The 26,182-nt window shown below is 72.4% G+C and carries 22 protein-coding genes; 8 read left to right on the top strand and 14 right to left on the bottom strand.

All coding sequences use genetic code 11. From position 1 onward, the window contains the following. The first annotated feature begins 38 nt into the window (after positions 1-38). Positions 39-557: a GtrA family protein gene (locus AMK10_RS33525; protein ID WP_073753041.1), complete on the top strand. Its 519-nt coding sequence runs from the start codon at positions 39-41 to the stop codon at positions 555-557. A gap of 24 nt (positions 558-581) precedes the next feature. On the opposite strand, the gene AMK10_RS33530 is transcribed toward AMK10_RS33525, so the two are convergent. Both AMK10_RS33530 and AMK10_RS33535 read right to left on the bottom strand, forming a co-directional pair. After that, the gene (locus AMK10_RS33530; RefSeq protein ID WP_073753043.1) at positions 582-1,847 is read right to left on the bottom strand and encodes an ATP-binding protein; all 1,266 of its coding nucleotides are present in this window, start codon (positions 1,845-1,847) and stop codon (positions 582-584) included. A 15-nt stretch (positions 1,848-1,862) separates the two neighbouring features. Next, positions 1,863-2,540, bottom strand: a complete 678-nt coding sequence (locus tag AMK10_RS33535) for a response regulator transcription factor (RefSeq protein ID WP_031098784.1) — start codon at positions 2,538-2,540, stop codon at positions 1,863-1,865. Positions 2,541-3,027: 487 nt separating this feature from the next. Between AMK10_RS33535 and AMK10_RS33540 the strand changes: the two genes are divergently transcribed. Beyond that, positions 3,028-4,518, top strand: coding sequence for an oligopeptide:H+ symporter (locus AMK10_RS33540; protein WP_073753045.1), 1,491 nt, complete (start codon positions 3,028-3,030; stop codon positions 4,516-4,518). Between the two features lie 112 nt (positions 4,519-4,630). Here the strand turns inward: AMK10_RS33540 and AMK10_RS33545 are convergent, their stop codons facing one another. Both AMK10_RS33545 and AMK10_RS33550 read right to left on the bottom strand, forming a co-directional pair. Next, positions 4,631-5,122: an ATP-binding protein gene (locus AMK10_RS33545; RefSeq protein WP_073753047.1), complete on the bottom strand. Its 492-nt coding sequence runs from the start codon at positions 5,120-5,122 to the stop codon at positions 4,631-4,633. 202 nt (positions 5,123-5,324) lie between these two features. Further along, on the bottom strand, positions 5,325-5,693 hold the full coding sequence (locus tag AMK10_RS33550; RefSeq protein ID WP_073753049.1) for an STAS domain-containing protein: 369 nt from the start codon (positions 5,691-5,693) through the stop codon (positions 5,325-5,327). Between the two features lie 290 nt (positions 5,694-5,983). On the opposite strand from AMK10_RS33550, the gene AMK10_RS33555 reads away from it, so the two are divergent. The 3 genes from AMK10_RS33555 to AMK10_RS33565 all read left to right on the top strand — a co-directional run bounded on the left by AMK10_RS33555 (position 5,984) and on the right by AMK10_RS33565 (position 10,435). After that, positions 5,984-6,976, top strand: coding sequence for an RNA polymerase sigma factor SigF (locus AMK10_RS33555; protein ID WP_073753051.1), 993 nt, complete (start codon positions 5,984-5,986; stop codon positions 6,974-6,976). Between the two features lie 197 nt (positions 6,977-7,173). After that, positions 7,174-8,322 (top strand): DegT/DnrJ/EryC1/StrS family aminotransferase, encoded by a 1,149-nt coding sequence (locus tag AMK10_RS33560; protein WP_073753053.1) that lies wholly within the window; start codon positions 7,174-7,176, stop codon positions 8,320-8,322. A 73-nt stretch (positions 8,323-8,395) separates the two neighbouring features. After that, on the top strand, positions 8,396-10,435 hold the full coding sequence (locus tag AMK10_RS33565; protein WP_382565686.1) for a lipopolysaccharide biosynthesis protein: 2,040 nt from the start codon (positions 8,396-8,398) through the stop codon (positions 10,433-10,435). On the opposite strand, the gene AMK10_RS33570 is transcribed toward AMK10_RS33565, so the two are convergent. From AMK10_RS33570 to hutU, 10 genes are all read right to left on the bottom strand, one after another. After that, positions 10,410-11,408 (bottom strand): glycoside hydrolase family 26 protein, encoded by a 999-nt coding sequence (locus tag AMK10_RS33570; protein WP_382565689.1) that lies wholly within the window; start codon positions 11,406-11,408, stop codon positions 10,410-10,412. The two genes, AMK10_RS33565 and AMK10_RS33570, sit on opposite strands and share 26 nt — an antisense overlap. A 122-nt stretch (positions 11,409-11,530) precedes the next feature. Next, positions 11,531-11,953, bottom strand: coding sequence for a hypothetical protein (locus AMK10_RS33575; protein WP_073753057.1), 423 nt, complete (start codon positions 11,951-11,953; stop codon positions 11,531-11,533). Positions 11,954-11,995: 42 nt separating this feature from the next. Continuing rightward, a complete protein-coding gene (locus AMK10_RS33580; protein ID WP_241839759.1) occupies positions 11,996-13,897 on the bottom strand; it encodes a hypothetical protein in 1,902 nt (633 codons plus the stop codon). A gap of 126 nt (positions 13,898-14,023) precedes the next feature. After that, positions 14,024-14,800, bottom strand: coding sequence for a polysaccharide deacetylase family protein (locus AMK10_RS33585; protein WP_073753061.1), 777 nt, complete (start codon positions 14,798-14,800; stop codon positions 14,024-14,026). 80 nt (positions 14,801-14,880) lie between these two features. After that, entirely contained in the window at positions 14,881-16,191 is a 1,311-nt protein-coding gene (locus AMK10_RS33590; protein WP_073753533.1) for a glycosyltransferase family 2 protein, read from the bottom strand. Between the two features lie 87 nt (positions 16,192-16,278). After that, the gene (locus AMK10_RS33595; protein ID WP_073753063.1) at positions 16,279-17,376 is read right to left on the bottom strand and encodes a GNAT family N-acetyltransferase; all 1,098 of its coding nucleotides are present in this window, start codon (positions 17,374-17,376) and stop codon (positions 16,279-16,281) included. 128 nt (positions 17,377-17,504) lie between these two features. Then, positions 17,505-18,692, bottom strand: a complete 1,188-nt coding sequence (hutI, locus tag AMK10_RS33600) for an imidazolonepropionase (protein WP_073753065.1) — start codon at positions 18,690-18,692, stop codon at positions 17,505-17,507. Between the two features lie 326 nt (positions 18,693-19,018). Then, positions 19,019-20,389 (bottom strand): formimidoylglutamate deiminase, encoded by a 1,371-nt coding sequence (locus tag AMK10_RS33605; RefSeq protein ID WP_073753067.1) that lies wholly within the window; start codon positions 20,387-20,389, stop codon positions 19,019-19,021. Next, a complete protein-coding gene (locus AMK10_RS33610; RefSeq protein ID WP_241839773.1) occupies positions 20,380-21,594 on the bottom strand; it encodes an allantoate amidohydrolase in 1,215 nt (404 codons plus the stop codon). The genes AMK10_RS33605 and AMK10_RS33610 overlap by 10 nt, the downstream gene beginning before the upstream one ends. Positions 21,595-21,611: 17 nt before the next feature. After that, the gene (hutU, locus tag AMK10_RS33615; RefSeq protein WP_073753071.1) at positions 21,612-23,276 is read right to left on the bottom strand and encodes a urocanate hydratase; all 1,665 of its coding nucleotides are present in this window, start codon (positions 23,274-23,276) and stop codon (positions 21,612-21,614) included. A gap of 128 nt (positions 23,277-23,404) precedes the next feature. On the opposite strand from hutU, the gene AMK10_RS33620 reads away from it, so the two are divergent. From AMK10_RS33620 to AMK10_RS33630, 3 genes are all read left to right on the top strand, one after another. Next, on the top strand, positions 23,405-24,763 hold the full coding sequence (locus AMK10_RS33620) for an APC family permease (RefSeq protein WP_073753073.1): 1,359 nt from the start codon (positions 23,405-23,407) through the stop codon (positions 24,761-24,763). Positions 24,764-24,966: 203 nt separating this feature from the next. Next, complete coding sequence (locus AMK10_RS33625) at positions 24,967-25,371, top strand: hypothetical protein (protein ID WP_073753075.1); 405 nt, start codon at positions 24,967-24,969, stop codon at positions 25,369-25,371. Beyond that, positions 25,368-26,168 (top strand): helix-turn-helix domain-containing protein, encoded by an 801-nt coding sequence (locus tag AMK10_RS33630; RefSeq protein ID WP_073753077.1) that lies wholly within the window; start codon positions 25,368-25,370, stop codon positions 26,166-26,168. The genes AMK10_RS33625 and AMK10_RS33630 overlap by 4 nt, the downstream gene beginning before the upstream one ends. Positions 26,169-26,182 lie beyond the last annotated feature (14 nt).

A 26,182-nucleotide genomic window follows, 5' to 3' on the forward strand; every position in this document is an offset into this window, starting at 1 on the left:
GGTTGACGAAACCGACCGGACGGGGCTGAGCGATCACCATGAGCGAACGGGGCGCACTGCGGACCCGGCTTGATCTGCTGGCCCGGGAGGTCGCCAAGTTCGGCGCGGTCGGCGCACTCGGGCTGGTCGTCAACATCGCCGTCTCCAACCTGATCTGGCGCACCACGGAGATTCCGGTGGTGCGGGCCGGGCTGATGGGGACGGTCGTCGCCATCCTCTTCAACTACGTCGGCTTCCGCTACTGGACGTACCGGGACCGTGACAAGACCGGCCGGACCCGCGAGCTGATGCTGTTCCTGCTGTTCAGCGCGGTCGGAGCGGTGATCGAGACGGGCGTCCTCTATCTGGCGACGTACGGCTTCGGCTGGAACAGTCCCGTCCAGAGCAACGTCTTCAAGATCCTCGGCATCGGGATCGCCACCCTGTTCCGCTTCTGGTCCTACCGCACCTGGGTGTTCAGGGCGCTCCCCGCCAAGGAGGCCGTGCTCAACGCGGAACGATTTCTGGAGCAGCGGCGGCCCTCCGACGACGTGACGCCCGGCCCGGTCCCCCACTGACACCCGGCGTCCCGCTCCGGTGCTTCACCGCACCGGGCGCACGGACTCCTTGCGGCTCGGGACGACCCGGCTGAGGAAGAGGGCGAAGACCGGGGGCTGCTGCTGGAGCAGTTCGAGCCGCCCGCCGTCGGCCTCCGCGAGGTCCCGGGCCACGGCGAGGCCGATCCCGGTGGAGTTGCGGCCGCTGATGGTCCGCTCGAAGATCCGCGCCCCGAGATCGGCGGGCACGCCGGGTCCCTCGTCCGTCACCTCGACGACGACCTGGTTGCCCGTGACCCGGGTGCGCAGCGCCACGGTGCCGCCTCCGTGCATCAGCGAGTTCTCGATCAGCGCGGCGAGCACCTGCGCCACGGCTCCGGGGGTGCCGACGGCCTCCAGCCCGTGCTTGCCGGAGCAGACGACGGCGCGGCCCGCGCTGCGGTAGGCCGGGCGCCACTCCTCGATCTGCTGCTTGACGACCTCGTCGAGGTCGAAGACGACGGCGGACCCGGTGCGGGGGTCACGGGCGTTGGTCAGCAGCCGCTGCACCACGTCCGTGAGCCGCTCGACCTGGGTGAGCGCGATGTTCGCCTCCTCCTTCACCGTGTCCGGGTCGTCGGTGACGGAGATCTCCTCGATCCGCATGGAGAGCGCGGTCAGCGGCGTACGCAGCTGGTGCGAGGCGTCGGCGGCCAGGCGCCGTTCCGCGGTCAGCATCCGGGCGATCCGCTCGGCGGAGGAGTCCAGGACGTCGGCGACCCGGTCCAGCTCCGTCACCCCGTACCGCTTGTGCCGGGGCCGCGGGTCACCGGAGCCGAGGCGCTCGGCGGTCTCGGCGAGGTCGGTGAGCGGGGAGGTCAGCCGGTTGGCCTGGCGTACGGCGAGGAGTACGGCGGAGACGATGGCGAGCAGCGCCACGGCTCCGATGATCAGCAGGGTCCTGCCGACCTCGCGCGTCACGGTCGAGCGGGACTCCTCGACGGTGACCTTCTCGCCCTGCTCGCCCGTCTCGGTGCTGCGGATGACGCCGTCGGTGGGGCGCTCACCGACCTCGATGGGCGCCCGCCCCGGGATCTCGACACGGGCGTAGCGGGTGGGGTCGACCTGCTCGGAGAGCACGTCGGGGGTGATCCGCTCGGCGCCGAGCAGCCGGCTCTCGACGACGCTGATCAGCCGGAAGGCCTCGGCGTCGACGCTCTCCTGGGCGCTGTTGCTGATGGTGCGGGTCTCGACGATGACGAGGGAGACGCCGAAGACGGCGATCACGACGAGCACCACGGCGAGCGTGGAGTTGATCAGTCGGCGGCGCATGACTGTCTCTGTACGTCAGCTCTTCTCGAACCGGAAGCCGACGCCCCGGACGGTCGCGATGTAGCGCGGATTGGCCGCGTCGTCGCCGAGCTTCTTGCGGAGCCAGGAGATGTGCATGTCGAGGGTCTTGGTCGAGGACCACCAGGTGGTGTCCCAGACCTCGCGCATCAGCTGGTCGCGGGTGACGACCCGGCCGGCGTCCCGGACGAGGACCCGCAGGAGGTCGAACTCCTTGGCGGTGAGCTGGAGTTCCTCGTCGCCCATCCAGGCGCGGTGGGACTCGACGTCGATCCTGACGCCGTGCGTCGCGGGCTGCGGGGCGGGCTCGGTGGCGCCGCGGCGCAGCAGGGCGCGGACCCGGGCCAGGAGCTCGGCCAGGCGGAAGGGCTTGGTGACGTAGTCGTCGGCGCCCGCGTCCAGGCCGACCACCGTGTCGACCTCGTCGGCCCTGGCGGTCAGCACCAGGATGGGTACGGCGTGGCCGTCGGCGCGCAGCCGCCTGGCGACCTCCAGGCCGTCCATGCCGGGCAGCCCCAGGTCGAGCACGACCAGGTCGACGCCTCCCTGGAGTCCGGCGTCGAGTGCGGTCGGACCGTCCTCGCGGACCTCGACCTCGTAACCCTCCCGACGCAGGGCGCGGGCCAGCGGCTCCGAGATGGATGCGTCGTCCTCGGCGAGCAGTACACGGGTCATGCAGTGATGGTAGTCCGCGCGGGACCGCTGGGGTGAAGCCCTCGACAGGCCCTGCGGCACAGGGTGAAGAATCGGTCATCCACCTTTGAATATGGGACCGTGGTTCCATCCGAACCTGTGATCCATCTCTCAAGTCCTTTCATATCCCCCTCTGTCGTGTCGTATGGTTGCTCGACGCCTGTTGCACAGCCGAATGACCTTTGGGCAGCGTTTCGCGCCAAGGGTCACTTTTGTGTACGGGCCGGTTCCCGCCGGCCCGACCAGTGAATGACCTGTGGGCCGGGCCCGGAGCGCGAGGACGCGTACCGGGCGTGGATCCCGGAGCGGTCGGTCCCACGACTCCGCCCCCCGAGTCTCCGAACGGAGCGGGGCCGGATCGAATCCCCTCGAGGCGTCGGGGGTGGGATGCCTCCGCACCGGTGCCGGCTACCCCCCACCGGGCGCGCATGCTCACGAGGCGACGCGTCCCGACCAGCAAGGATCGACCATGGCGTCCAGCCTGACGAAGGACTCCGCCGGCACTGCCGGCTCGGAGAAGACCTTCTTCGGCCACCCCCGCGGCCTGGCCACACTCTTCATGACGGAGATGTGGGAGCGCTTCAGCTACTACGGCATGCGCGCCCTTCTCCCGCTCTACCTGATCGCTCCCAACGGGCTTCACATGAACCCCGCCACGGCTACGGCGATCTACTCGGTGTACCTGTCGCTGGTGTACCTGCTCGCCATGCCCGGCGGCTGGTTCGGCGACCGCGTCTGGGGTCCCCGCAAGACCGTCGCCATCGCGGGCGGCGTGATCATGATCGGCCACCTGACGCTGGCGCTGCCCTCCGAGGGCACGTTCTTCGCCGGTCTCGGCCTCGTCGCCATCGGCTCCGGCCTGCTGAAGTCGAACATCTCCACGATGGTCGGCCACCTCTACGACGGCCCGGACGACCCGCGCCGTGACGGTGGCTTCACGATCTTCTACATGGGCATCAACATGGGTGCCTTCGCCGCACCGCTGATCATCGGCACCGTCGGCGAGAACGTGAACTGGCACCTGGGCTTCGCCCTGGCCGCCCTCGGCATGGGACTCGGCGTCGCCCAGTTCCTGCTCGGCACCCGGCACCTCAACGAGCGCAGCCTCGTCGTGCCGAAGCCGCTCTCCGCCGACGAGCGCGCCTCCACGCTGCGCAAGTCGATGATCTGGCTCGGCATCGCGGCCGTCTTCTACATCGGCACGGTCGTCACCGGCGTCTACACGCTGAACTGGCTGCTCGTCCCGATCACGATCGCCGGCCTGGTCATCCCCGTGATGGTCCTGGCGCGCATCAAGCGCGACAAGGAGCTCAGCGAGACCGAGCAGAAGAAGATGTCCGGCTACATCTGGTTCTTCGTGGCCGCCGCCATCTTCTGGATGATCTACGACCAGGGCGGTTCGACCCTGGCGATCTTCGCCGACTCCTCCGCGGAGAACTCGGTCCTCGGCTGGGACTTCCCGGTCTCCTGGTACCAGTCGGTCAACCCGGTCCTGATCATGGCGCTGGCCCCGGTCTTCGCCGCCTTCTGGATGGCGCTGAACCGGCGGGGCAAGGAGCCGAGCACGGTCGTGAAGTTCAGCTCCGGTCTGGTGCTGGTCGGCGCGTCGTTCTTCCTCTTCCTGGCACCGCTGACCATCGCGGGCGACGGCCACAAGGCCGCCGCGATGTGGCTGGTCGCGATCTACTTCGTGCAGACCGTCGGTGAGCTGACGCTCTCCCCGGTCGGCCTCTCGGTCACCACGAAGATGGCCCCGGCCAAGTACGCCAGCCAGATGATGGGTGTCTGGTTCCTCGCGGTCACCGCGGGCGACTGCACCACGGGTCTGCTCTCCCTCGCGGGTGTCGAGCTCAACGGCACCGGGGTGGTGGCCCTCCAGGCGGCCCTCGCGGTCGCCGCCGGTGTCGCGGTCTTCATGTACCGCGGCAAGGTCAAGGAGCTCATGGGCGACGTGCGCTGACACGGACCCCGGCCGTACGACGGAGGGCCCCGCACCGAATCGGTGCGGGGCCCTCCGTCGTACGGATGCGTCGGTCGGTCCAGGCGGACGAACGCGTGGTCCAGGAGGAGTCCTAGGCCGGCGCTGCGAGCTCCGCCCAGACGGTCTTGCCCGGCTGGTCGGGCGTACGCGTCACGCCCCAGTCCAGGCAGAGGCGCTGCACGATGAACATGCCGTGCCCTCCGGGCCGCCCGGCGCGGTGCGGGGTGCGTGGCGCGGGCTGTCCCGCGCCGCCGTCCACGACCTCGACCCGGAGCATCTTGGGCGAGCAGCCGATACGGAGCTCCTCGGGACCGCCCGCGTGCAGGCACGCGTTCGTGACGAGCTCGGAGACGACCAGCAGGACGTCCTCGGCGGCGGCTCTGCGGTCGGCGCCGGACGCGGGCAGCCAGCCCCAGTCGTGCAGCGCCTGTCTGGCGAAGTCCCGGGCCATCGGGACGATGCCCGTGGCCTGCCTCAGCGAGAGCGTGCGCCACTGCCGGTCTGCGGGCGCGACAGAGGCGGTGCCCGTGCCGTCCGGCTCGCGGCCGAGGCCGCCCGGCGGATGCTGCCGGGTGGTGCTCATCAGCGCTTCACCTCACCGATTCACCGTGTGTTGCCATCGAACAGATATTGATCAGATACAGAGTGCGCGGGGCCCCTGACCCCGACGGGGTCTCTCCTGCCCGGCTGAATGGTGACAACACCCACTTCGCGTACGCCATGAGCGTGACTCGCGCGACAAGGGGGGACACCAGGTGCGGGAAAGGACAATAGAAACGCCGCTGTCAGGTGCGCAGGGCCTCTTCGAGCGAGGCGTGGACGGTGAAGACCGCCTCCGCCCCCGTGATCTCGAAGACGCGAGCCACCACGGGCTGCATTCCGGCCAAGTGAACCCCTCCCCCGGCGGCCTCCGCCTTCAGGCGCGCGCCGAGCAGCACGTTGAGCCCGGTGGAATCGCAGAAGTCGAGGCGCGAGCAGTCGACCACGAGGCGCGTGCGCCCCTGATCGAGCGCGCTCTCCAGAGGCTCCCGCAGCAGATCGGCGGTGTGGTGATCCAGCTCACCCACCGGCGTCACGATCTCGCTGCCGCCCTCGGTCCGGACATCGACCTGTAGCCGACCCCGGTTCGCACTGCCGACCGTCCCGCGGTCCATCCCGTCCCTCTTCGCCGTCCGTCACTGTCCGCACACCGTGTGCGCGGTTGTCATCGTGGCTGCCCTCGACGTGCGTAAAACATTACGCGTTTCCCTCGCCACACGGTAGTCGAAGAACTCAACAAACCGGACATACAGGCGCATTTGGCGCTTGTAACTCACAGCTTGGACCGGGTAAGGGTAGGTAGGACAGCTCGACCAGGAACGCGATCGGCTTCGGAGGCGCCGCTTCACCGCAGGAACACGTATGGGCATCGGCAGCCATATGCCGAGAACGATGGAGGAGAACCATGTCACCCCGGCTCGACGTATCGCGTACCCACATCGCGACGTCGGCATGTCCTCAGGGACCGACCGATTCCGACTCCGCTGCCGCGAGCGCCGTACCCGGCCCGCGCACCAGCACCCGCACCACCGGCACCACCACGGGCCCGGCCACCGACGACGACTTCCCGGCCGAAGGGTTCGAGGGGCTCGAAGGCCTCCCGGAGATCCCGCACTACGCCGAAGTCGGCGCACTCGACGCCAGGGCGCTGTCGAAGACGCTCTTCGCCCGGCTCGAAGTCCTCGAAGAGGGCACCCACGAGTACGCGTACGTCCGCAACACCCTCGTCGAACTGAACCTCGCGCTGGTCAAGTTCGCCGCGTCCCGGTTCCGCACCCGCAGCGAGCCCATGGAGGACATCGTCCAGGTCGGCACCATCGGCCTGATCAAGGCGATCGACCGCTTCGAGCTCAGCCGCGGCGTGGAGTTCCCGACCTTCGCGATGCCCACCATCATCGGCGAGATCAAGCGCTTCTTCCGCGACACCAGCTGGTCGGTACGCGTCCCGCGCCGGCTCCAGGAGCTGCGGCTCGACCTCGCCAAGGCGGGCGACGAGCTGGCCCAGAAGCTGGACCGCGCGCCCACCGTCGACGAGCTCGCCGAGCGCCTCGGCCTCAGCAGGGACGAGGTCGTCGAGGGCATGGCCGCGAGCAACGCGTACACCGCGAGCTCGCTGGACGCCAAGCCCGACGACCACGGCGACGGCAACGAGGCCGCTCTCGCGGACCGCCTCGGCTACGAGGACCACGGCATCGAGGGGATCGAGTACGTCGAGTCCCTGAAGCCGCTCATCGCCTCGCTGCCGCTGCGCGACCGCACCATCCTCTCCCTGCGGTTCGTGGCCAACATGACGCAGTCGGAGATCGGTGAGGAGCTCGGCATCTCGCAGATGCACGTCTCCCGGCTGCTCTCCCGGACCCTCGTCAAGCTCAGGAAGGGCCTGACCGTCGAGGAGTGAACCGGCCTCCCGCACACCGCGGGAACGCCTTGCGGAAGGACCTGCCCGGGCTGACGGGCGGGTCCTTCCGCATTGTTGACGAAGTGCCACGCACTGGGCCACATTGGGCATGGTTCTGGGGGGAACACATGGCTCATGGTCAGAGCGGTCCGGCGGCCCGTGGCGTACCGGCGGCGGTGGGAGCAGCGGAATCGGCGATGGGCGCCCGGCTGGGCCGGGAGTGCCTGTACGTCCCGTCGTGCCGGCTGGGCCTCTACGTGGCGCTCCGTCACTGGTGCGAACCGGGCGGCAGGATCCTCATGTCCCCCGTCAACGACGACGTCATCCTCTTCGTCGTGCTCGCCGCCGGGCTGCGGCCCCTCCAGGCGCCCCTGTCCGCGACGGACGGCTCGATCGACCCGGACGCCGTGCCCGAATCCGTGTGGCAGGACCTCTCGGCCGTCCTCACGACCAATCTGTACGGCAACCCCGACCCGGCGGGCAGGCTGCGCGAGCGCTGCGACCGTCTCGGGATCCCCCTGATCGAGGACGCCGCGCACGCCATCGGCAGCGCGTCGGACGGACGGCCGGTCGGCACCTTCGGGGACGCGGCGGTCTTCAGCCTCTCCAAGCACGTCGGCGCGAAGGCGGGAGGGTTCCTCGCCGTCGCCGACCCGGCGCTGCGCGCACCGCTGGAGCGGGCCCGGGACGCGCTGCTGGACCCGGCCCGGCTCACCGCCGAACTCGCCTACGCCGTACGCCCGTACGCGGAGTCGGCGGTGCGCGGGCTGCGGCTGGCGCCCGCCGCGTGGTGGGCGCTGCGCCGTCTCGGCCTCCAGGAACGGGAGGAGATCCGGATGCCGTTGAGACCCGCCGAGCTGCGCGGCGCGCTCGGCACCGCGCCCTCGCTGACCGGCTTCCACTCCTGGGTGCGCGTCGACATGCACGACTACCGCACCGCCCCCGGCCGGCTCCGCTCCCGCCGCGTCGGACGCCTGCTGGGCCGGATCGACGAGCGGCTCGCCGCGCACCGCACGGGCACCGAGCGGCTCCTCACGACCCGCTGGGCGGCCCCGGCCCGCGCCGGCGCGCCCGTACAGCCGCTGTTCCGGGTGCCGTTGCTGGTGGCCGACCGGGACGCGGCCGTCGCCGCCCTCGCCCGCCACCGGATCACCGTCGGCTATCTCTACGACCCGCCGCTCGACACCTACGCGGGCGAGGCGTTCACCGACCCGTCACCCTCCCCCGGCAACGCCGCCTGGTTCGCCCGGCACGCCCTGCCCGTGGACCCGCTGCGGGCCGGTCCCGTCATCGGCGTCCTGGAGGCGGCGGGCGCCGAACCCGCGGGAGAGCTGCCCGGTGGCTGACACCGCCAGAGCGGGCCCGCCGAGGACGCAGGCCGCCCCCGCCCCCGCTCCGGAGGGCGCGAGCGGCGACTCGATGTTCCGCAACGCCTACGCCCTGATGCTCTCCACCGGCGTCTCCGCCGCCCTCGGTCTCGGCTTCTGGCTGGTCGCCGCCCGCTACTACACCGAGGAGGCCGTCGGCCAGGGCTCCGCCGCCATCGCCGCGATGCGGCTCCTCGCCTCGGTCACCGCCACCACGATGATCGGCGCCGTCGTCCGCTACGTGCCCCGCGCCGGGCGCGCCACCGGTTCGCTCGTCGCGGTCACGTACCTCGCGAGTTCCGTCGTCGTCACGCTCGTCAGCGTGGTCTTCCTGCTCACCCTGGCCCTGTGGGGGGACTCGTACGCGCCGCTCGGCACACTCTCCGCCGGGCTGGTCTTCACCGGCTCCTGCGTCGCCTGGGCGATCCTGACCCTCCAGGACGGGGTGCTGACGGGACTGCGCAAGGCCGTCTGGGTGCCCGTCGGCAACGCGGTGTTCTCCCTCGGCAAGCTGCTGCTCCTCGCCGCGTTCGCGACCGCCCTGCCCGTCCTGGGGGTCTTCGTCTCCTGGGCCGCCGCCATCGCCCTGTCCGTGCTGCCGCTCGGCTGGCTGGTCTTCCGCCGGCTGATCCCGCGCCAGGCCGGTGCCGACCGGGACCGCGAACCGCCCGGGCTGCGGGAGATCGGACGCTTCCTGGCCGGTGACTCGGTCGGCGCGCTCTTCAGCCTCGCGATGATCAACCTGCTGCCCGTGATGGTGGCCGTCCGCTTCGACGCCGCCCACAACGGCTTCTTCTACATCGCCTACACCGTCGGCGGGACCATGGAGTTCATGGCCATCAACATGGCCTCCTCCCTCACGGCGCACGCCTCGCACAGCCCGGGCCGCCTGGCCGAGGGCGTACGGGGAGCGCTGCGGCGCATGGCGGTCCTGCTCGTCCCGGTCGTCCTCGTGCTGGTCCTCTTCGCGCCGTACATCCTCGCCCCCTTCGGCGAGGACTACGCGGCCCACGGCACCCTGGTGCTGCGGCTGCTGGCCGCCGCCGCCCTCCCCCGGGTCCTGGTCGAGCTGTACATCGGGGTACTCCGGGTGCAGGGCCGCACCGGTGCGCTGGCCGTCCTCCAGGGCGCGATGTGCGCCCTGGTGCTGGGGAGCGCGGCCCTGCTGCTCGGCCCGCTGGGGATCGCCGGGGCCGGCTGGGCGATGCTGCTCGCGATGACGGCGGTGGCGACCGCGTCCGCCCTGGGCCTGCGCTCCGCGCTCACCGGCCGGCCCCTGTGGGGTGTGCGGCGGCCGGCCCGGGGAGGCGAGGAGTTCGGGACCGACTGGGCCAGGCTCGCGGCGCAGCGCACCCGGGACCGGCGGGCGCAGGCCTACGAGGCGGACCGGACCTCCGACACGGTGTATTCGCGGGCCCACGACACGGTGACGCCCGCCTTCGGCCTGCCGGTGCACGGGCCCGCGGCCCCGCACGCTCCCGTGGCGTCCGCCGCGGCGGCCCGGTGGCTGTGGGGGCTGCTCGGGCTCGCGGCCGCGCTGTTCTGGGTGCCGTTGGCACGGGCGGCGGACGTCGGCACGGGCCGGCTGAGCGGTGCGGAGCTGGTCGACGCGCTGCCGCCGGTCACCGTGACCGCCGGGGTGCTCATGGTCGTCGTCCACAGCGCGGCCGTCGCCCTGCACAGGCCCCGCCCGGCGCTGCTCGGCTCGGCCCTGCTGGTGACCGTCGCCGCTCTGCACTCCGCACCGCTGCTCCTCGGCATCCGGCCGGCCGCCGCCTCGCCGGAGTGGCACGGGACGCTCGCCGACTTCCTCGCCGGGGCCGCCGGGCTCGACTCCCCCTCCGGGGTGCTGCGGGTCCTGCCCTTCGCGCTCCAGCTGCTCTGCCTGGCGCTGGCCGCGGTCCTGCTGCGGACCGCGGGAGCGCACTGGCGGGCCACGGCGTCCGTGGTGTGGGTGCTCGCGGTCGCGGGCTGGGCGGCGCAGGACGCCTTCGCCTGGGCCGGACTGCCCGTGTCCGGAGCGCTGTCGGCGGCCACGGCGGTGGCGTACGGGGTGCGTGGGTGGGTCAGCGGCCGGGCACCGGCTGCTTGAACCAGTCGTCCTGTCCCGCCGTGCGGTAGCCCTCCAGGCCAGGACCGTCGTCGACCGTGAGGTCGCAGCCCTCGCCCGGCACCGCCCTGTTCCAGTGCACCAGCGCCTTGGCCCCGGGCATGGTCCGCGCCACCTCCGGGATCGCCTCGTACCACTCGCGCTGGCGGTCCTCGTCCGCCGGATCGGGCACCGTGGCGAACTCGGCGAACATCAGCGGCTTCTCGGCACTGATGTGGGTGCGCAGCCAGTCGTAGGCCGGCCGCTGGCTTCGGTCGAAGTCCTTCCAGTCCGTGGTGTCGTGGCAGGTGAAGTAGTTGTACTGGTCCATGCCGATCCAGTCGACGTAGTCGTCGCCCGGGTAGAGCCGCTCGAAGAGCTTCCCCGACGCGAGGTAGCCGGACACCGTCCACACCCACACCACGTTGTCCACACCGAGCTCCTCGAAGCGGTCGCGGAGGTGGCGGTAGGCGGCGACGTACTCCTCGGGTGTGCCCGCGTCACCGACCCGGGCGTCGACCTCCTGGTCGAAGGAGAAGAAGACCCGCTTCCCGTACGCCTTGATGCGCCGCGCCTGCGGGTCGATGATCTCGCGGTCGTACTCCCCCGACGCGATCCTCGCCCAGCCGAGCTGGTCCTCCGTCCAGTTCGCGTGGTGGGGCTCGCGCCAGACCGTGGACTCCCAGGCCAGCATCAGCAGCCGGTCCCTGCCGAGGATCTGCTCGTCGGGGGTCAGGAGCTGTCCGTCGAGCTCCGTGCCCGACATGTCGTGGTAGGTGTACAGGAGGTCGAGCTTCCGGCCTATCTTCTTCTCGAACGCGTACACCGCGTCCTTCAGCGAGCCGTTCTCCGCGTATGGCACATAGGCGCCCCACCAGGCTCCGCACGGTGGGACCAGGGTCTTCGTCGGGGCGCACGTACCGCCGGGAACCGGGCCGGTGGCGGCGTCGGCGGGGAGCTCGCCTGCGGAGGGCACCCGCCCGTCCGCCTCCTCGGACGACGGGGTGCCGAACCAGGCGAGCAGGCCCGTCAGCAGGGCGGCGACGACCACCAGGGCGAGCACCCGAGCCGTACGCGTGCGCGGGGTGCGGTGGCGGGTCACCGGCGCCTCACGGGTGTCGGCCCGGTCCGCTCGACGGCACCCCGGGTGGCGGCGGGCAGCGGAAGCCCGGGGAGGGCGGCGGCGAGGGTGGTGAGCGCGGCGAGCACCACCAGGAACGACGTTCCCGAGAAGCGCTCCACGAGGAAGAGCGCGGTGGCCGCGAGGACGCCCAGGGAGAGCCCGAGCGGCGCGGCGAGCGCCGCCGCTTCGAGGCGGGCCCCCGGCCTGAGCGGGCCCTGCTGCGGATACAGCAGGGCGAGCCCGGGGCCGAAGCAGACGAAGAGGAGCACGGGTGCCCAGCGCAGGGGCGCTCCTCCCGGCAGCGCGGTCGCGGCGAGCGCCACCCACCCGGAGAGCGCCAGGGCGGCTCTGGTCCGGATCTGCCTGGCGGGGAACGCCGGTTGCCGGTTCTGGGACACGTCGCTGCCTTCCTGTTCCGGGTTCTGCCGTTCGGTCGGGCCTCAGGGGCTGTCGTAGCGGAGCACCACGCCGTGTCCGGTGCGCTCGACGACGCGGAACAGCGGAGAGGCGGTGAGGTCCCTGGTCAGCCGTGCGAAGCCGCCGGGGGGCAGCAGCCCTTCTCCGGCGGTGTAGATGTCCTGGGTGGGCGTGAGGATGACGTAGGCCGTGGTGCCGGCCGGCAGCCTGGACGACAGATAGCCCGCCGGGTCCTCGAGCATCTCGGTGTTCTCGGGCAGCTCCTGCTCGGCGAAGAACCAGTGTTCGAGCTGGTCGTAGCGGTGCAGCGCCTGCGGGAAGGAGCCCGTGGTGGCCAGGATCAGCGATCCTTCCGGGGCGCTGTCGAGGGTCCGGGTGACGAGCGCGGTCTCCGCGGGCGGGGTGTAGTTCATCCGCTCCTTGCCGTAGTAGGACGGCATGAAGCCCGCCGCCAGCGCGATCAGCGCCACCGGGAGCCCGATCGCGCAGGCCCTGCGCACGGCGGGACGCACCCGGTGCGCCCCGAGTCCCCCGGCCGCGGGCACGAGCGCGGCGGCGGCGAAGAACGCGGCGCCGGGCAGCGCGAACAGATAGACCCGGAAGAGCATTTCTCCGCCGTAGTCGTTGACGGCGAACAGGGGTACGGGGGCGAGCGAGGCCAGCAGCAGCGGCAGGGAGCTGTGCACCAGGCGGCGGCGCAGCAGGAGGGCCGTTCCTGCGAGTGCGGCGAGGGCCAGCACCATGAGGATGTTCGCCCGTCCCGCGAGCTCGGGTCCCGCCCCGGTGAGCTCGCCCGCGTATCCCGCGCGGGAGTTCTGGGTGAGCCGGCCGAGCGAGTCGCGCAGGGTGCCCAGGGTCTCCATGAACAGCGGGCGGCCCATGGTGAGGTCCCATGCCAGCATGAGCAGCACGGCCACGGCGAGGAGCCCGGGGTTGCGGTAGCGGCGGGTGAGGCAGAGGGCGAGCAGGGTGACGCAGAGCATCACCGGGGTCAGCTGGTGCACCGCGTTCACGGCGAGGATCAGCGGGGCGAGGACCACCACGCACACCGCACGCTGCCGGGTGCCGGTGGGCGGCGGGACCGCCGCCGCGGCCGGGTCGAGATACGCGCGCGAGCGCAGCCTCCCCGCCGAACCGGGCCGCACGAAGTGCCGTACGGCCACGGTGAGTACGGCGAGATGGAGGAGGAAGGCGAGGCCCTGCGGGGCGAGGTAGTCCTGCCCCACCCAGTTGGCGAGCTGGAAGATCCAGACGGCGGTCCAGACGAGGCGCCAGTCCTCGCTGAAGGTGCGGTAGAGGAGGACCAGGACGGGCATCATCAGCAGGCCGAGGACGATGGGTGCCCAGTTCAGGAAGGCGGCGGCGCTCTCGGCACCGAAGGCGCGGACGAGACCTGCGTTGAGCGTGAAGAAGCCGGGCCACTGGTCGTACGCCGACATGTTGCCGGACAGGCCCTCGCCCGGGCGCAGTTCGCCGTTGGCCAGCAGATGGTTGATCACGGCGTCGTGCTTGGAGGCCCAGGGGTAGCGCTCGGAGTCGTAGAGCACGGCGGGGACGCCCTTGAGGGCCATCAGCAGACCGGCGCAGTGGAGCGCGGGCCACCACGGGGCCGTGCCCGCGCGGCGGAGGCCGACCAGGAAGCCGAAGGTCAGGACGAGCAGGGAGAGGTAGTAGGTGAGGGGCAGCCGGTCCAGGAGGCCGTACTCCCCCATCGAGCGGAAACCGATGTGCGGCAGCGAGAGGGTCCAGAGCCCGGCTGCCAGGAGTAACGGCAGCCAGGACAGCAGCGACTGGAGCCCCGGAGCACCGGGAAGGCCGCGGGCCGCCTTCCCGGGTGCGGCGCCCGGCGGCCGGCCGGGGGGCGGCACCGGCCCGGCGCTCCCTCCGGCGTCCCCCTTGACCGGCACGGGCACATGCTGTGGCACGGTGCGACTCCCCCCACGGATGTGGTCGCGGCCGTCACGCCGCTGTCCCCTTAAGCGAAGTATAGGAATGTGCTTCGGCTTTGTGGCGCTCTCGCCGGTTTCTCCGTGCTGCCGCGACGCACCGGATCAGCCCGCGAACTCCGGACCCCGCACCGCGGCCCGGGCCCTGCGGTACCACCGCCACCCCACGGTCGGAGGGGCGTCGGGGAACGGGGCCACCCGGGCGCCCCGGCCCGCCATCCAGCGCTCGACGTCCCGCACGGTGTGGCTCCGGCGCAGGATCAGCCGTGCGATCCGGAACGGCTCGTCCCCGGCGGAGCTCAGCGCGTGCCGGACGGCCACCGCGCTCTCGTAACCGGCGGCCCGTGCGGCACGGCGCACGCGCGGGCTGTTGTAGCCGTGCGGATAGGCGAGATGGGTCACCTCGTGGCCCAGCACGTCCTCCAACGCCACTCTGGAGTCGGTGAGTTCGGCCCGGAGTGCCGGGCCGGACAAGGTGTCCAGCTGGGCGTGGGTGACGGTGTGGGCGCCCACCTCCATGCCGTACTGCTCCAGCAGCGGGGCCTGCCGGAGGCTCATCATCGGCGCGGGCGGCAGAAGGCTGCCGCCCGCCCGGGTCAGCGCCCCGGTGGTCAGATAGGCGGTGGCGGGCATCGAACGCCCGGCGAGCGCCTCCGCCGTCGCACCCGGCAGATCGGCGAAGCCGTCGTCGAAGGTGAGGACGACGGGGCGCTCCGGCAGCGGCTCGCGTCCCACGAGATGGGCGACGAGGGCGCTGAGCGGGACGGGCGTACGGCCGCCCGCGGCGATCGCGTCCAGCTGGGCGGCGAACGACCGTGGCGTGACGGTGAACTCGGCGATCCAGTCCGGCGGATCGTCCATCACGGCGTGGTAGAGCAGCACCGGAATCCGGGATGCCGCCCCCGGCCCTCCGGGCCTGCCGGGTCCGAAGGGGCTTCCGGACGCGTCCGGTCCGCGCGGGCTCATCTCCCCTCCCCCGGACGTGCCGCGCCGCGGAGGGCCAGCCGGGCGCGTACGTATCCGAGGGGGCCGTACAGCAGTCCGCGCCGCTCAAGACGGGACAGATGCCGGGGCCACGGGTAGGTGTACGCACCGTGCGCACCGGGAACACCCGCGCGCCCGCCCGCGCCGTCGGCCCGTGGCGCCGTCATCGCCCGGGCATGGGCGAGGCCGCGGGGCAGCCGGGCCAGGAGGGGCGGCAGCAGTGCCGGCCTGCGGACCAGGAGCGCGGTGAGGCAGGCGGTGAGCCCGGCGCCGTAGCCGTACGCCTGCCCGCACAGGTCGCCCCAGCGCTCCCGGTGGTGGTGCCAGACGATCGCGTCCGGGGTGTAGAGCAGCGGATGGCCCTCGGCGAGCAGCCGCACGAAGGCGTAGAGGTCGTCGCCGCCCCTCGCGGGGGTTCCGGTGCCGGTGGCCGGGTCGAAGCCGCCGACCGCCCTCAGCGGACCCGCCCGGAAGGCCATGTTGGCTCCGGAGCCGAAGCGTCCGGCGGTGAAGGGGAAGAGCGGCTCGTCGGCAGGCGGGTGCGCGGGGTCGTACCGGCGCGCGGCGAACCCCTTGGCGAAACCGCCGTGGCTCTCCAGCAGGATCTGCGCCGGGGTGCTGAGCCTGGCGGGCAGGATCAGCCCCGTGACACAGGCCAGCCCGGGGTCCTCGCCGAAGGGCAGAGTGAGGGCGCTGAGCCAGTGCGGGTCGGCGATGACGTCGTCGTCGGTGAAGGCGAGGACGTCGGCCCCGGCGACGGCGACCCCCCTGTTGTGCGCGGCGGCCAGCCCCGGCACCGGCTCCCGCACGTAGCGCACGCCCCGCCCCGCGTACGCCGACGAGACGAGATCGCGGGTGGCGGTGGTGGCCGGGGCGTTGTCGACGACCACGACGTCGAAGTCCGGGTGGTCCTGCGCGAGCAGCGAATCGAGGGCGCGGGCGAGCTGCTCGGGGCGCTCGCGGGTCGCCACGACGACCGTGGCGCGGGGGATGTCCCCTCGTCGGGCGTCCGCGCCCCGTGCGTCCCCGGTCGGCCCGTCCCCGGCAGGCTCACCGGGCGGCGCCAGCTCGTCCGCGGCCTGCCTGGCCAGGACGGAGGCCGGGTCCTCGCCCTTGCGGACCCGCCCGACGACCGTGCCGACCGGCCGCCCCCGCAGCCGCACGAGGGCGAAGACCCGCAGGTCGTCGCCGTCCCTCGGGGCGTCCTCCAGGGGCGGGCCGCCGGGTGCGGGGGCGATCCGCACACCCGAGCCGTCCCGCGCGTCGAGCTCCAGCTCGGCCACGGCCAGTCCCACGAGCCGGCCGATGCCGGGTAACCGCGCTGCGCTGTCGGCCTGTTCGTTCCCGTACGGCATCCGGTCCCCCCGGTCGCGACGCTATGGACGTTTCGGTTCGCGCAGCCGGCCGGCCCGTTCGAGGCCGCGCTGCGCCAGGCCCGCGAGCCGGGGCCGTTTCGTCACGAAGCCGTGCGCGCGACGGGACGGCTCGCGGCCGAGCCACTGGAGGGCGGCCCCCGCGCCCGGCCTGACCGACGCGCCCTCGTACACCGTCAGCTCACCGGTCTTCAGGGCGTCCTTGTACTCGGCGGCCCCGCGCCCCATGTCGAGCATCCCGATGCCGTCGTCCGCCGCCGCCCGGGCCATCCGCAGATGGAGGACGAGCCCCGGGGAGTACTTCGCGAACTCCGGGTCGTAGGCCGGGAACCAGCACGAGAGCACCGTCCGCGAACGGAGCCCGAAGTGGGCCGCCACGGGGCGGTCACCGGCGTACAGGACGGAGAGCAGGCCCGAGCAGCCCGGCGCCCTGGTGTGGAAGAGGAACTCCACGAGGTCGCGGATCCACTGCTTGGCGAAGCGGTCGCGGCGGCCGGTCCTGCGGTACTGCGCGGACTTCCACTCCATCAGCGTCCGAAGCGCCGCGGGGTCGCGCTCGTCGAGGACGAACCGGACCCCGCCCTTGTCCCGGCCGAGCCTGCGCTCCTTGGCCAGGGTGGTCCTGAGGAACTTCGGCGACTGCGCGCGCAGCACCTTCTCGTAGCTCTCGTACCCCTCGCCGACATCGATGACGTACGAGGCGTACGAGCGGGCCGCGTCCGGCTCGAAGAGGACCTGCCCCTCCTCCAGGTTGTCGAACTCCCATGCGGAGAGGCCGCAGGCCCGCAGCAGTTCCTTGGCGTCCGGCCGAAGTCCGGGGCGCAGCACCGCGCCCTGGAGGTCGGACACGCCCAGGCCGATCGCCCGGCCCTGCCCCAGCCGTCCCCGCTCGAAGGGGAGGAATCCGCCCGTCCCCCCGGCGCCGTCACCGATCACGGCCACCCTCGCGTGCGGCCGGACACGGCCGACGGCGAGGGTGAATTCCGGTTCCATGAACGGATGGGCGGGTGCTCCGGACTTCGCCCGCAGCTCCCGCCAGGTCTCGATGTCCCCCGCGCCCAGATCTCCGGGCCTGACCACACGTGTGCGCCGACTGCTCATCAGACCCCCCGGTCCTGCCCCCCTGAGCCACGCTGCGCAGAACGGTACCGGGCGCGGTCACTCCGCGGTAGACAGCCGCGACATCTTGTGACCGACCGGTGAAAATCGGGTCCGCCGCCCGCGGTGCGTCACACGACCCGCTCCCCGCTCCGCCACACGGCCCTGACCAGCGGCACTCCCGGCCGGTAGGCGAGATGGACATGGCTGGGGGCGTCGAGGAGCACGAGGTCGGCGCGGGCCCCCGGGACGATGCGGCCGATGTCCGTGCGGCGGAGCGCGGCGGCGCCTCCGGCGGTGGCCGACCAGACCGCCTCGTCGGGGGTCATGCCCATGTCCCGTACGGCGAGGGCGATGCAGAACGGCATGGAGGAGGTGAACGAGGAACCGGGGTTGCAGTCCGTCGACAGGGCGACGGTCGCGCCCGCGCCGAGGATGCGGCGGGCGTCCGGCCATGCGGCGCGGGTGGAGAACTCGGCGCCGGGGAGGAGGGTGGCGACGGTGCTGCCCTGGCCGAGCGCTTCGAGGTCGGCGTCGTCGAGGTGGGTGCAGTGGTCGGCGGAGGCCGCGCCGAGCTCGACGGCAAGCCGGACACCAGGGCCGTGGCCGAGCTGGTTGGCGTGGACGCGGGGGTGCAGGCCCCTGGCCAGGCCCGCGGTGAGAACCGTGCGCGCCTGGTCCTCGTCGAAGGCGCCCCGCTCGCAGAAGACGTCGATCCAGCGGGCGTACGGGGCACAGGCGTCCAGCATCGGCCCGGTGACCAGGTCCACGTAACCGGCGGGGTCGTCGGCGTGTTCGGGGGCCACGATGTGGGCGCCGAGGAACGTGACCTCGTCGGTGTGGCGGGCGGCGATCCGCAGGGAGCGCGCCTCGTCCTCGACGGTGAGGCCGTAGCCGGACTTGGTCTCGGCGGTGGTGGTGCCCTGCCGGAGCGCCTCGGCGAGATAGCGCGCGACGTTGGCCGACAGGTCCTCGTCGGACGCCGCGCGGGTGGCGGACACGGTCGTTCGGATACCGCCCGCGGAATAAGGGCGTCCGGACATACGGGCGTTGAACTCGGCGGTGCGGTCCCCCGCGAACACGAGGTGGGAGTGGGAGTCCACGAAGCCGGGGATCACGGCCCGGCCCTCCGCGTCGACGGCGTTGTCGGTGGCGGGTGCTTTGCTGGATTCACCGGTCCAGACGACGCGGTCGCCCTCGATGACGACGGCCGCGTCCCGGATCAGTCCGAGGGGGGTTCCGTCACCGAGGGAGGGGTCGTTGGTGACCAGGTTCGCGATGTGGGTGATGGCGGTCGTCGGGGTGGTCGTCGTCGTCATCCGGGCTCGGCTTTCGTCGGGTTCGCCGCCCGGCCGGGCTGCCGGGGTCTCGGGCGGGGGGCGTTCTTCGGGGCGTACTGGGGGACTTTCTTCGGGGCGTACTGCCGGGCGGGGCCGGGGGTTTGCCCCCGGCGTGGGGGCGGTCCCGGGTGCGGTCCCTGGCGTCGAGGCCGGTCCGGGGGCAGTCCCCGGCGTGGGGGCCGTTCCGGGGGCGGCCCCCGGCCGGGAGGCCGTTCCAGGGCCGACGCCCGGCCGGGAGGCCGTTCCGGGGCCGGTCCCGAGCCGTCGGGCCGGGCAGCCGTCCGGCCGGGGCACGGGGCGGGTGTTCAGCCGTGCAGGGCGGCGATGGCGGAGGCCAGCGCTCCCGGCACGTCCTCGATCCGGGCGTGCCGTCCGTCCCGGACGATGTGCCGTCCCGCCACCACGGTGTGCCGCACATCCGCCGCGGAGGCCGCGAATACCGCCGCTTCCGCGGCGAGTCTCGGCACCGGCCCCGCCGTCCTGACGGAGTCCAGCGCGACGGTGGTCAGGTCGGCCGGCGCGCCCGGTTCGAGCACGCCCGCGTCGGGGCGGCCGAGCGCGGCGTGCCCCTCGGCGGAGGCGGCCCTCAGCAGCGCGGCGGCGGTCCAGTGCCCCCGCACATGGCTGCGCAGGCGTTCGTTGAGCTCCATCGCCCGGGCCTCCTCGAAGAGGTCGATCACGGCGTGGCTGTCGCTGCCCAGCGAGAGCGGGGAGCCCGCGCCCTGGAGCGCGGTGGCGGGCCCGATGCCGTCGGCGAGGTCGCGTTCGGTGGTGGGGCACATGCAGGTGCCCGTCCGGGAGCTGCCCAGCAGCTCGATGTCCTCGGCGGTGAGGTGGGTGTTGTGGATGCCGGTGGTGTAGGGCCCGAGGACACCGTGGTCGGCGAGGAGCCGGGCCGGGGTGCGGCCGTGGGCGGCGAGGCAGGCGTCGTTCTCCGCCGTCTGCTCGGAGAGATGGACGTGGAGCGGGGCCGCCCGCTCCCGTGCCCACTCCGCGACGGTGGAGAGCTGCCCGGCCGGCACGGCGCGCACGGAGTGGATCGCGGCGCCGATCAGGGCCTGGTCGCCGTCGCCCTTGAGGAGGGAGGCACGCTCGGCCCAGGCGTCGGCGGTGGTGTCGGAGAAGCGGAGCTGGTGCCGGTTCGGCTTCTCGCCGAATCCGGCGGCGAGATAGGCGGTGTCGAGCAGGGTGATACGGATGCCCGCCTCGGCGGCGGCCGCGATCAGCGCCTCGCCCATGGCGTTCGGATCGTCGTAGGGCGTTCCGCCGGGCGCGTGGTGGAGGTAGTGGAACTCACCCACGGCGGTGATGCCCGCGAGCGCCATCTCGGCGTACGTCGCGCGGGCCAGGTCGTAGTAGGTGTCGGGGGTGAGCCGGGCCGCCGTGCGGTACATCGTCTCGCGCCAGGTCCAGAAGGTGCCGGAGCCCACCTGGACGGTGGAGCGCAGGGCCCGGTGGAAGGCGTGCGAGTGGGTGTTGGCCAGCCCCGGGACGGTCAGGCCGCGCAGCGTGGTGGCACCGGGCGGCGGAGCGTCGATGCCCGTACGCACACCGGCGATACGCCCTCCGGCCACGTCCAGCAGGACCCCCGGCTCGACATGGGTGCCGAGCCAGGCGTGGGACATCCAGTACGTCGCGGTGACCGGTGTGCCCGTCGGTTGCGTTGTCAGCTGCACGCGAGACCTTCCAGTACGTCGGCGAGTGCCCCCACCCCGGCCACGCAGTCGTCCTCCGAGGCGTGCTCGGCGGGTGAGTGCGAGATCCCGGTGGGGTTCCGTACGAACAGCATGGCGGTCGGCACGGAAGCGGACAAAATACCCGCGTCGTGTCCCGCCCCCGTGCCGAGCACGGGCACGGTCCGCCCCGCGCCGTCCGGACCGCGCAGCCCCAGCAGCCGGCACATCTCGTCCCGCAGCGCGTGCTGGAACTCCACGACCGGCGTGAACGACTCGCGTACGACGGCGAGATCGATCCCGGCCCGCTCGGCGTGCTCCCGCGCGGCCCGCTCGACACCGGTGACGACGGCGTCGAGGGTGGCCTGGTCGGCGGCGCGCGAGTCGAGCCAGCCCCGCACGAGGGAGGGGATCGCGTTGACGCCGTTCGGCTCCACCGAGATCTTGCCGAAGGTCGCGAGGCCGCCGGCGAGCTCCGCCTCGCGACGGGCGGCGAGCACCGTCTCGGCGTAGGTGAGCATCGGGTCGCGCCGGTCGGCGAGCCGTGTGGTGCCCGCGTGGTTGGCCTCGCCCCGGAAGTCGAACCGCCAGCGGCCGTGCGGCCAGATGGCCGAGGCGACGCCCACCGGGTCACCGCTCAGGTCGAGTGCGCGCCCCTGCTCCACGTGGAGCTCGACGAACGCGCCGATCCGGGCGAGGCGTTCGGGGTCGGGTCCGATGGCGTCGGGGTCGTGGCCGGCCGCCTCCATCGCCTGCGGCAGCGAGACGCCGTCCCCGTCGCGGAGCCGGTGCGCGTCCTCGGTGGTCAGCTGTCCGGCGGCGAGCCGGGACCCGACACAGGCGAGCCCGAAGCGGGCGCCCTCCTCGTCACCGAAGTTGACGATGGCGAAGGGCCTGGTGAACACCGCTCCCCTGCGGCGGAGTTCGTCCAGGGCGGCGAAGGAGGACACCACGCCGAGGGGCCCGTCGAAGGCGCCGCCGTCGGGCACGGAGTCGAGATGGGAGCCGGTGACCACGGCGTCCCCGGCGAGCGGGTCTCCGAGCCAGGCCCACTGGTTGCCGTTGCGGTCGGTCTCGGTGACGAGGCCGCGCGCCTCGGCCTGCGCCCGGAACCACAGGCGGCATTCGGCGTCCGCCCCGGTCCAGGCGTAGCGGCGGTAGCCACCGGAGGCGTCGCTGCGGCCGATGGGCAGCAGCGAGCGCCACATGGCGTGGAAGGTGGCGCTCACGCGGTGCCGTCCTCCCGCATCGGGATGCGCACGCCGCGCTCCTGCGCCACCGACTCCGCGATGTCGTAGCCCGCGTCCACGTGCCGGATCACGCCCATGCCGGGGTCGTTGGTGAGGACGCGGCGGATCTTCTCGCCGGCCAGCTTCGTGCCGTCGGCGACCGAGACCTGGCCCGCGTGGAGGGAGCGGCCCATGCCGACGCCGCCGCCGTGGTGGATGGAGACCCAGGAGGCACCCGAGGCGACGTTCACCATGGCGTTCAGGAGCGGCCAGTCGGCGATCGCGTCGGAGCCGTCGAGCATGGCCTCCGTCTCGCGGTAGGGGGAGGCCACCGAACCGCAGTCCAGGTGGTCACGGCCGATCGCGAGGGGCGCGGCGAGGGTGCCGTTGCCGACCATGTCGTTGAACATGTCGCCCGCCTTGTCGCGCTCGCCCTGGCCGAGCCAGCAGATCCGGGCGGGGAGCCCCTGGAAGCGGACGCGCTCCCCGGCCATCCTGATCCAGCGGTGCAGGGACTCGTTCTCAGGGAAGAGCTCCAGCAGCGCCTTGTCCGTCTTGTGGATGTCCGAGGCCTCCCCGGACAGCGCGGCCCACCGGAAGGGCCCCTTGCCCTCGCAGAACAGCGGCCGGATGTAGGCGGGCACGAACCCGGGGAAGTCGAACGCCCGGGTGTATCCGGCGAGTTGCGCCTCGCCCCGGATCGAGTTGCCGTAGTCGAAGACCTCGGCCCCCGCGTCCATGAAGCCGACCATGGCCTCGACGTGCGCGGCCATCGACTCCCGGGCGCGCCGGGTGAAGTCGGCGGGCTTCTCGGCGGCGTACGACGCCATGTCGTCGAAGTCGACGCCGACGGGCAGGTAGGCGAGCGGGTCGTGCGCGCTGGTCTGGTCGGTGACGATGTCCACCGGCGCCCCCTCGGCGAGCATCCGGGGCAGGAGCTCCGCCGCGTTGCCGAGCAGGCCGATGGAGAGCGGGCGCCGTGCGTCGCGGGCCTCGACGGCCAGCTGGAGCGCGTGCTCCAGGGAGTCGGCCCGTACGTCGAGGAAGCGGTGCTCGATCCGGCGCTCGATGGCGCGCGGGTCGACGTCGACGCAGATCGCGACACCGTCGTTCATCGTGACCGCCAGCGGCTGGGCGCCGCCCATGCCGCCGAGCCCGGCCGTCAGCGTGATGGTCCCGGCGAGCGTCCCGCCGAACCGCTTGGCCGCGACGGCGGCGAACGTCTCGTACGTGCCCTGGAGGATGCCCTGCGTCCCGATGTAGATCCAGGAGCCCGCGGTCATCTGCCCGTACATGGTGAGGCCGAGGGCCTCCAGACGGCGGAACTCCTCCCAGTTGGCCCAGTCGCCCACCAGGTTGGAGTTGGCGATCAGGACGCGCGGTGCCCATTCGTGGGTCTGCATGACGCCCACGGGGCGCCCGGACTGGACGAGCATCGTCTCGTCCTGCTTGAGCGTCCGCAGCGTACGGACCATGGCGTCGAAGGACCGCCAGTCCCGGGCCGCCTTGCCCGTGCCGCCGTAGACGACGAGCTTGTCGGGGTGTTCGGCGACCTCGGGGTCCAGGTTGTTCTGCAGCATGCGGAGGGCGGCTTCCTGCTGCCATCCCAGGGCGCTCAGTTCCGTACCGCGCGGTGCCCGTACGGGGCGGGGTCCTGACATGGGGATGCCTCCTCGCGAATGTGACGCTTCCATTCACATCCTGTCTACCTGAATACTTCTAGTCAACAGGTGCGGCACGCGCCTCCTCCGGGCAGACGTCCTGCCATCACACCCCCCGAGGAGGACCGGTGCCTTCGACGCAGACCACGACCTCGGCGGATGAGCCCGCGCTCAAGCGGGTCATCGGCCCCAAGCTCCTCATCCTGTTCGTCGTCGGAGACATCCTCGGCACCGGCATCTACGCCACGACCGGAAAGGTCGCGGGCAAGGTCGGCGGGGCCCTCTGGCTGCCCTTCCTGATCGGCTTCGTGGTGGCGCTCCTGACCGCGGCGTCCTACGTCGAGCTCGTCGGCAAGTACCCCAGGGCCGCCGGCGCCGCGCTCTACACCCAGAAGGCGTTCAAGGTCCCGTTCCTGACGTTCGTGGTCGCCTTCATGGTCATGTGCTCGGGCCTGTCGTCCGCGAGCGCCGCGGCCCGCGCGTTCAGCGGCGACTACCTCGGCGAGTTCACGGACGTGCTGCCGCCGACACTCGTCGCGATCCTCTTCATCCTCGCCCTCGCGGCGCTCAACCTGCGCGGGGTCTCCGAATCGGTGAAGGCCAACGTCGTCCTGACGATCGTCGAGCTCAGCGGCCTCCTGGTGATCCTCACGATCGGCGCGTACGCGGTCCTCTCGGGCGACGGACAGCCGTCCAGGCTCACCGATCTGGACACGGGCGGGACGGGCTACGCACTGCTCACCGGCATCCTCGGCGCGACCGCGCTCGGCTTCTTCGCCTTCGTCGGCTTCGAGGACTCGGTGAACATGGCCGAGGAGACCCGCGACCCGGCCAGGACCTTCCCGCGTGCCATCTTCGTCGGCGTCGCGGTGACGGGCACGATCTACGTCCTGGTCGCCCTGGTCTCCTCGCTCCTGGTCGACCACCGCACCCTGGAGACGTCCAGCGGGCCGCTGCTCGAAGTGGTGAAGGCGGGCGGCATCGACTTCCCGCCCAGGCTCTTCGCGCTGATCGCCCTGTTCGCGGTCACCAACTCCGCGCTGATCAACATCATGATGGCCTCGCGCCTCTGCTACGGCATGGCCAACGAACGCATCCTGCCCCCCACGATGGGCCGCGTCCTCGCCCGCCGCCGCACCCCCTGGGTGGGCATCGTCTTCGTGACCGCGCTCGCCGTCGGGCTGGTCTCCACCGGCGAGATCGAGGGCCTCGGCGACACCACGTCCTTCCTGCTCCTCTGCGTCTTCGCCGTGGTCAACATCGCCGTGCTCGTGCTGCGCAAGGACCGGGTGGAGCACCGGCACTTCCGTGCGCCGACGGCGCTGCCCGTGCTGGGGGCGGTCACCTCCCTGATCCTGGCGAGCCCGCTCGCCGACCGGGCCGCGGACGTCTACATCCGCGCCGGAATCCTCCTGCTGATCGGAATCGGTCTCTGGGCGGTCAACAAGGCGGTGATGTCGGCCCGGGAGAAGGCCGAGAAGGCCTGAGAACGAGCACGGAACGACCCGTTCGCCGTGGAGGAACGACAGCCGGTAGGACGGATTCCGACCGGCCGCGACGCGTCCACCTGCCGTCCTTTACAGCGGCGAGCGCATGTACCAATGGAAAATGCCAGAACTCCCACCAGGACCGCACACGTTGCGTAGCCTCTCCACTACATCCGTACGCCACGTCGGGAGGGGAATCCGCGGTGCCCGGAATCGACGAGTGCCTCATCGAAGTCATGAGGCTGCCCGGTGCCCGAGGTGCCGCGGTGGTCGACTGGACCAGCGGTCTCGCGCTCGGCACCATCGGTGAGTCGCCCAACGGCGACCACGAGGCGACGGCCGCCGAGACGGCGGAGGTGGCGAGGATGGCCGCCGAACAGCCCGTCTTCGCACAGGCGGAGGGGCATGCGAGCGCGTCCGGCCCGCCCGCCCCCGCCGTCGAGGACGTCATCGTCACCACCGCCCCCGGCTACCACATCCTCCGTTTCGTGGAGACCGCCTTCGACAGCAGCGTCTTCCTCCACCTGTGGCTGGACCGCGCGGAGGGCAATCTGGCCCTCGCCCGCATACGGCTCGGCGAGATAGCGGAGCGGCTGGTCCTGGCATGAGGGCCACCGGCGCCGCCGGAGCGGACCTCTCCGAACGGGCCGCACCGTCTCCGATGCTCCAGCGGCTGGCGGCCGAGCGCGCGACCGGGGCGCTGATGCGGGACCGCGGCACCCTCTACCTCGCCGACGGCCAGGTCGTCCACGCCGAGAGCCCCGCCACCCCCGGCATCGACGTCCTGCTCACCACCGGCGGGGCCCTGCGCTCCGAGGGCTGGTGGGACGCGGTCGCCCAGGCGGGCGCGGGACAGCGGGTCGGCCGCTATCTCGTGGACAGCGGCCGGGTCCCCGGCGGCGCCCTGGAGCTCTGCCATCTGGGCGCGCTGTACGACGCGGCCTTCTTCGCCCTGGCCCCCACGAACACCCCGGCCCGCTTCCGCTACGGGGTCTCCCACTGGATCGGCCCCGTCCGCCCGGTGCCCGTGCACGCCGTGCAGCGCGAGACGCTCCGGCGCCGCGAACTCCTGGACCGCATCTGGCCGGACGCGCTCACCGACAGCGCCCCGCTCGTCCCCACCGCGCGCCCCGTCGACGCCCCCGTCCCCCCGCGCCAGCGACGCGTCCTGGCCCTGGTCGACGGCGAGCGCACGGCCACGGACATCGCCACGGAACTGGGCCGCTCGGCCTTCCACATCCTCGTCGATCTACGCCGGCTCGCCGCCGCCGGACTGGTCGAAGCGGTCCGCCCGGCCACAGCCGGGTCCGTATCGGAGCCCGGCCGCATCCCGCTGCCCGAGGTCACGAACGACCCCGACGTCGCCCTGTTGCGCCGGCTCAGAGACGCATTGGAGGCCCTGTGATACGCGCGCTCAGA

The organism is Streptomyces sp. CB02058 (assembly GCF_001905505.1).
Taxonomy (GTDB): Bacteria; Actinomycetota; Actinomycetes; order Streptomycetales; family Streptomycetaceae; genus Streptomyces.

Excerpts from the sequence above, each read along its gene's own strand:
- AMK10_RS33545 (WP_073753047.1), bottom strand. The coding sequence starts at position 5,122 with ATGAGCACCACCCGGCAGCATCCGCCGGGCGGCCTCGGCCGCGAGCCG.
- AMK10_RS33530 (WP_073753043.1), bottom strand. The coding sequence starts at position 1,847 with ATGCGCCGCCGACTGATCAACTCCACGCTCGCCGTGGTGCTCGTCGTG.
- hutU (WP_073753071.1), bottom strand. The coding sequence starts at position 23,276 with ATGTCAGGACCCCGCCCCGTACGGGCACCGCGCGGTACGGAACTGAGC.
- AMK10_RS33550 (WP_073753049.1), bottom strand. The coding sequence starts at position 5,693 with ATGGACCGCGGGACGGTCGGCAGTGCGAACCGGGGTCGGCTACAGGTC.
- hutI (WP_073753065.1), bottom strand. The coding sequence starts at position 18,692 with ATGACGACGACGACCACCCCGACGACCGCCATCACCCACATCGCGAAC.
- AMK10_RS33610 (WP_241839773.1), bottom strand. The coding sequence starts at position 21,594 with ATGTGGCGCTCGCTGCTGCCCATCGGCCGCAGCGACGCCTCCGGTGGC.
- AMK10_RS33535 (WP_031098784.1), bottom strand. The coding sequence starts at position 2,540 with ATGACCCGTGTACTGCTCGCCGAGGACGACGCATCCATCTCGGAGCCG.
- AMK10_RS33565 (WP_382565686.1), top strand. The coding sequence starts at position 8,396 with ATGTTCCGCAACGCCTACGCCCTGATGCTCTCCACCGGCGTCTCCGCC.
- AMK10_RS33595 (WP_073753063.1), bottom strand. The coding sequence starts at position 17,376 with ATGAGCAGTCGGCGCACACGTGTGGTCAGGCCCGGAGATCTGGGCGCG.
- AMK10_RS33560 (WP_073753053.1), top strand. The coding sequence starts at position 7,174 with ATGGGCGCCCGGCTGGGCCGGGAGTGCCTGTACGTCCCGTCGTGCCGG.
- AMK10_RS33540 (WP_073753045.1), top strand. The coding sequence starts at position 3,028 with ATGGCGTCCAGCCTGACGAAGGACTCCGCCGGCACTGCCGGCTCGGAG.
- AMK10_RS33525 (WP_073753041.1), top strand. The coding sequence starts at position 39 with ATGAGCGAACGGGGCGCACTGCGGACCCGGCTTGATCTGCTGGCCCGG.
- AMK10_RS33630 (WP_073753077.1), top strand. The coding sequence starts at position 25,368 with ATGAGGGCCACCGGCGCCGCCGGAGCGGACCTCTCCGAACGGGCCGCA.
- AMK10_RS33555 (WP_073753051.1), top strand. The coding sequence starts at position 5,984 with ATGTCACCCCGGCTCGACGTATCGCGTACCCACATCGCGACGTCGGCA.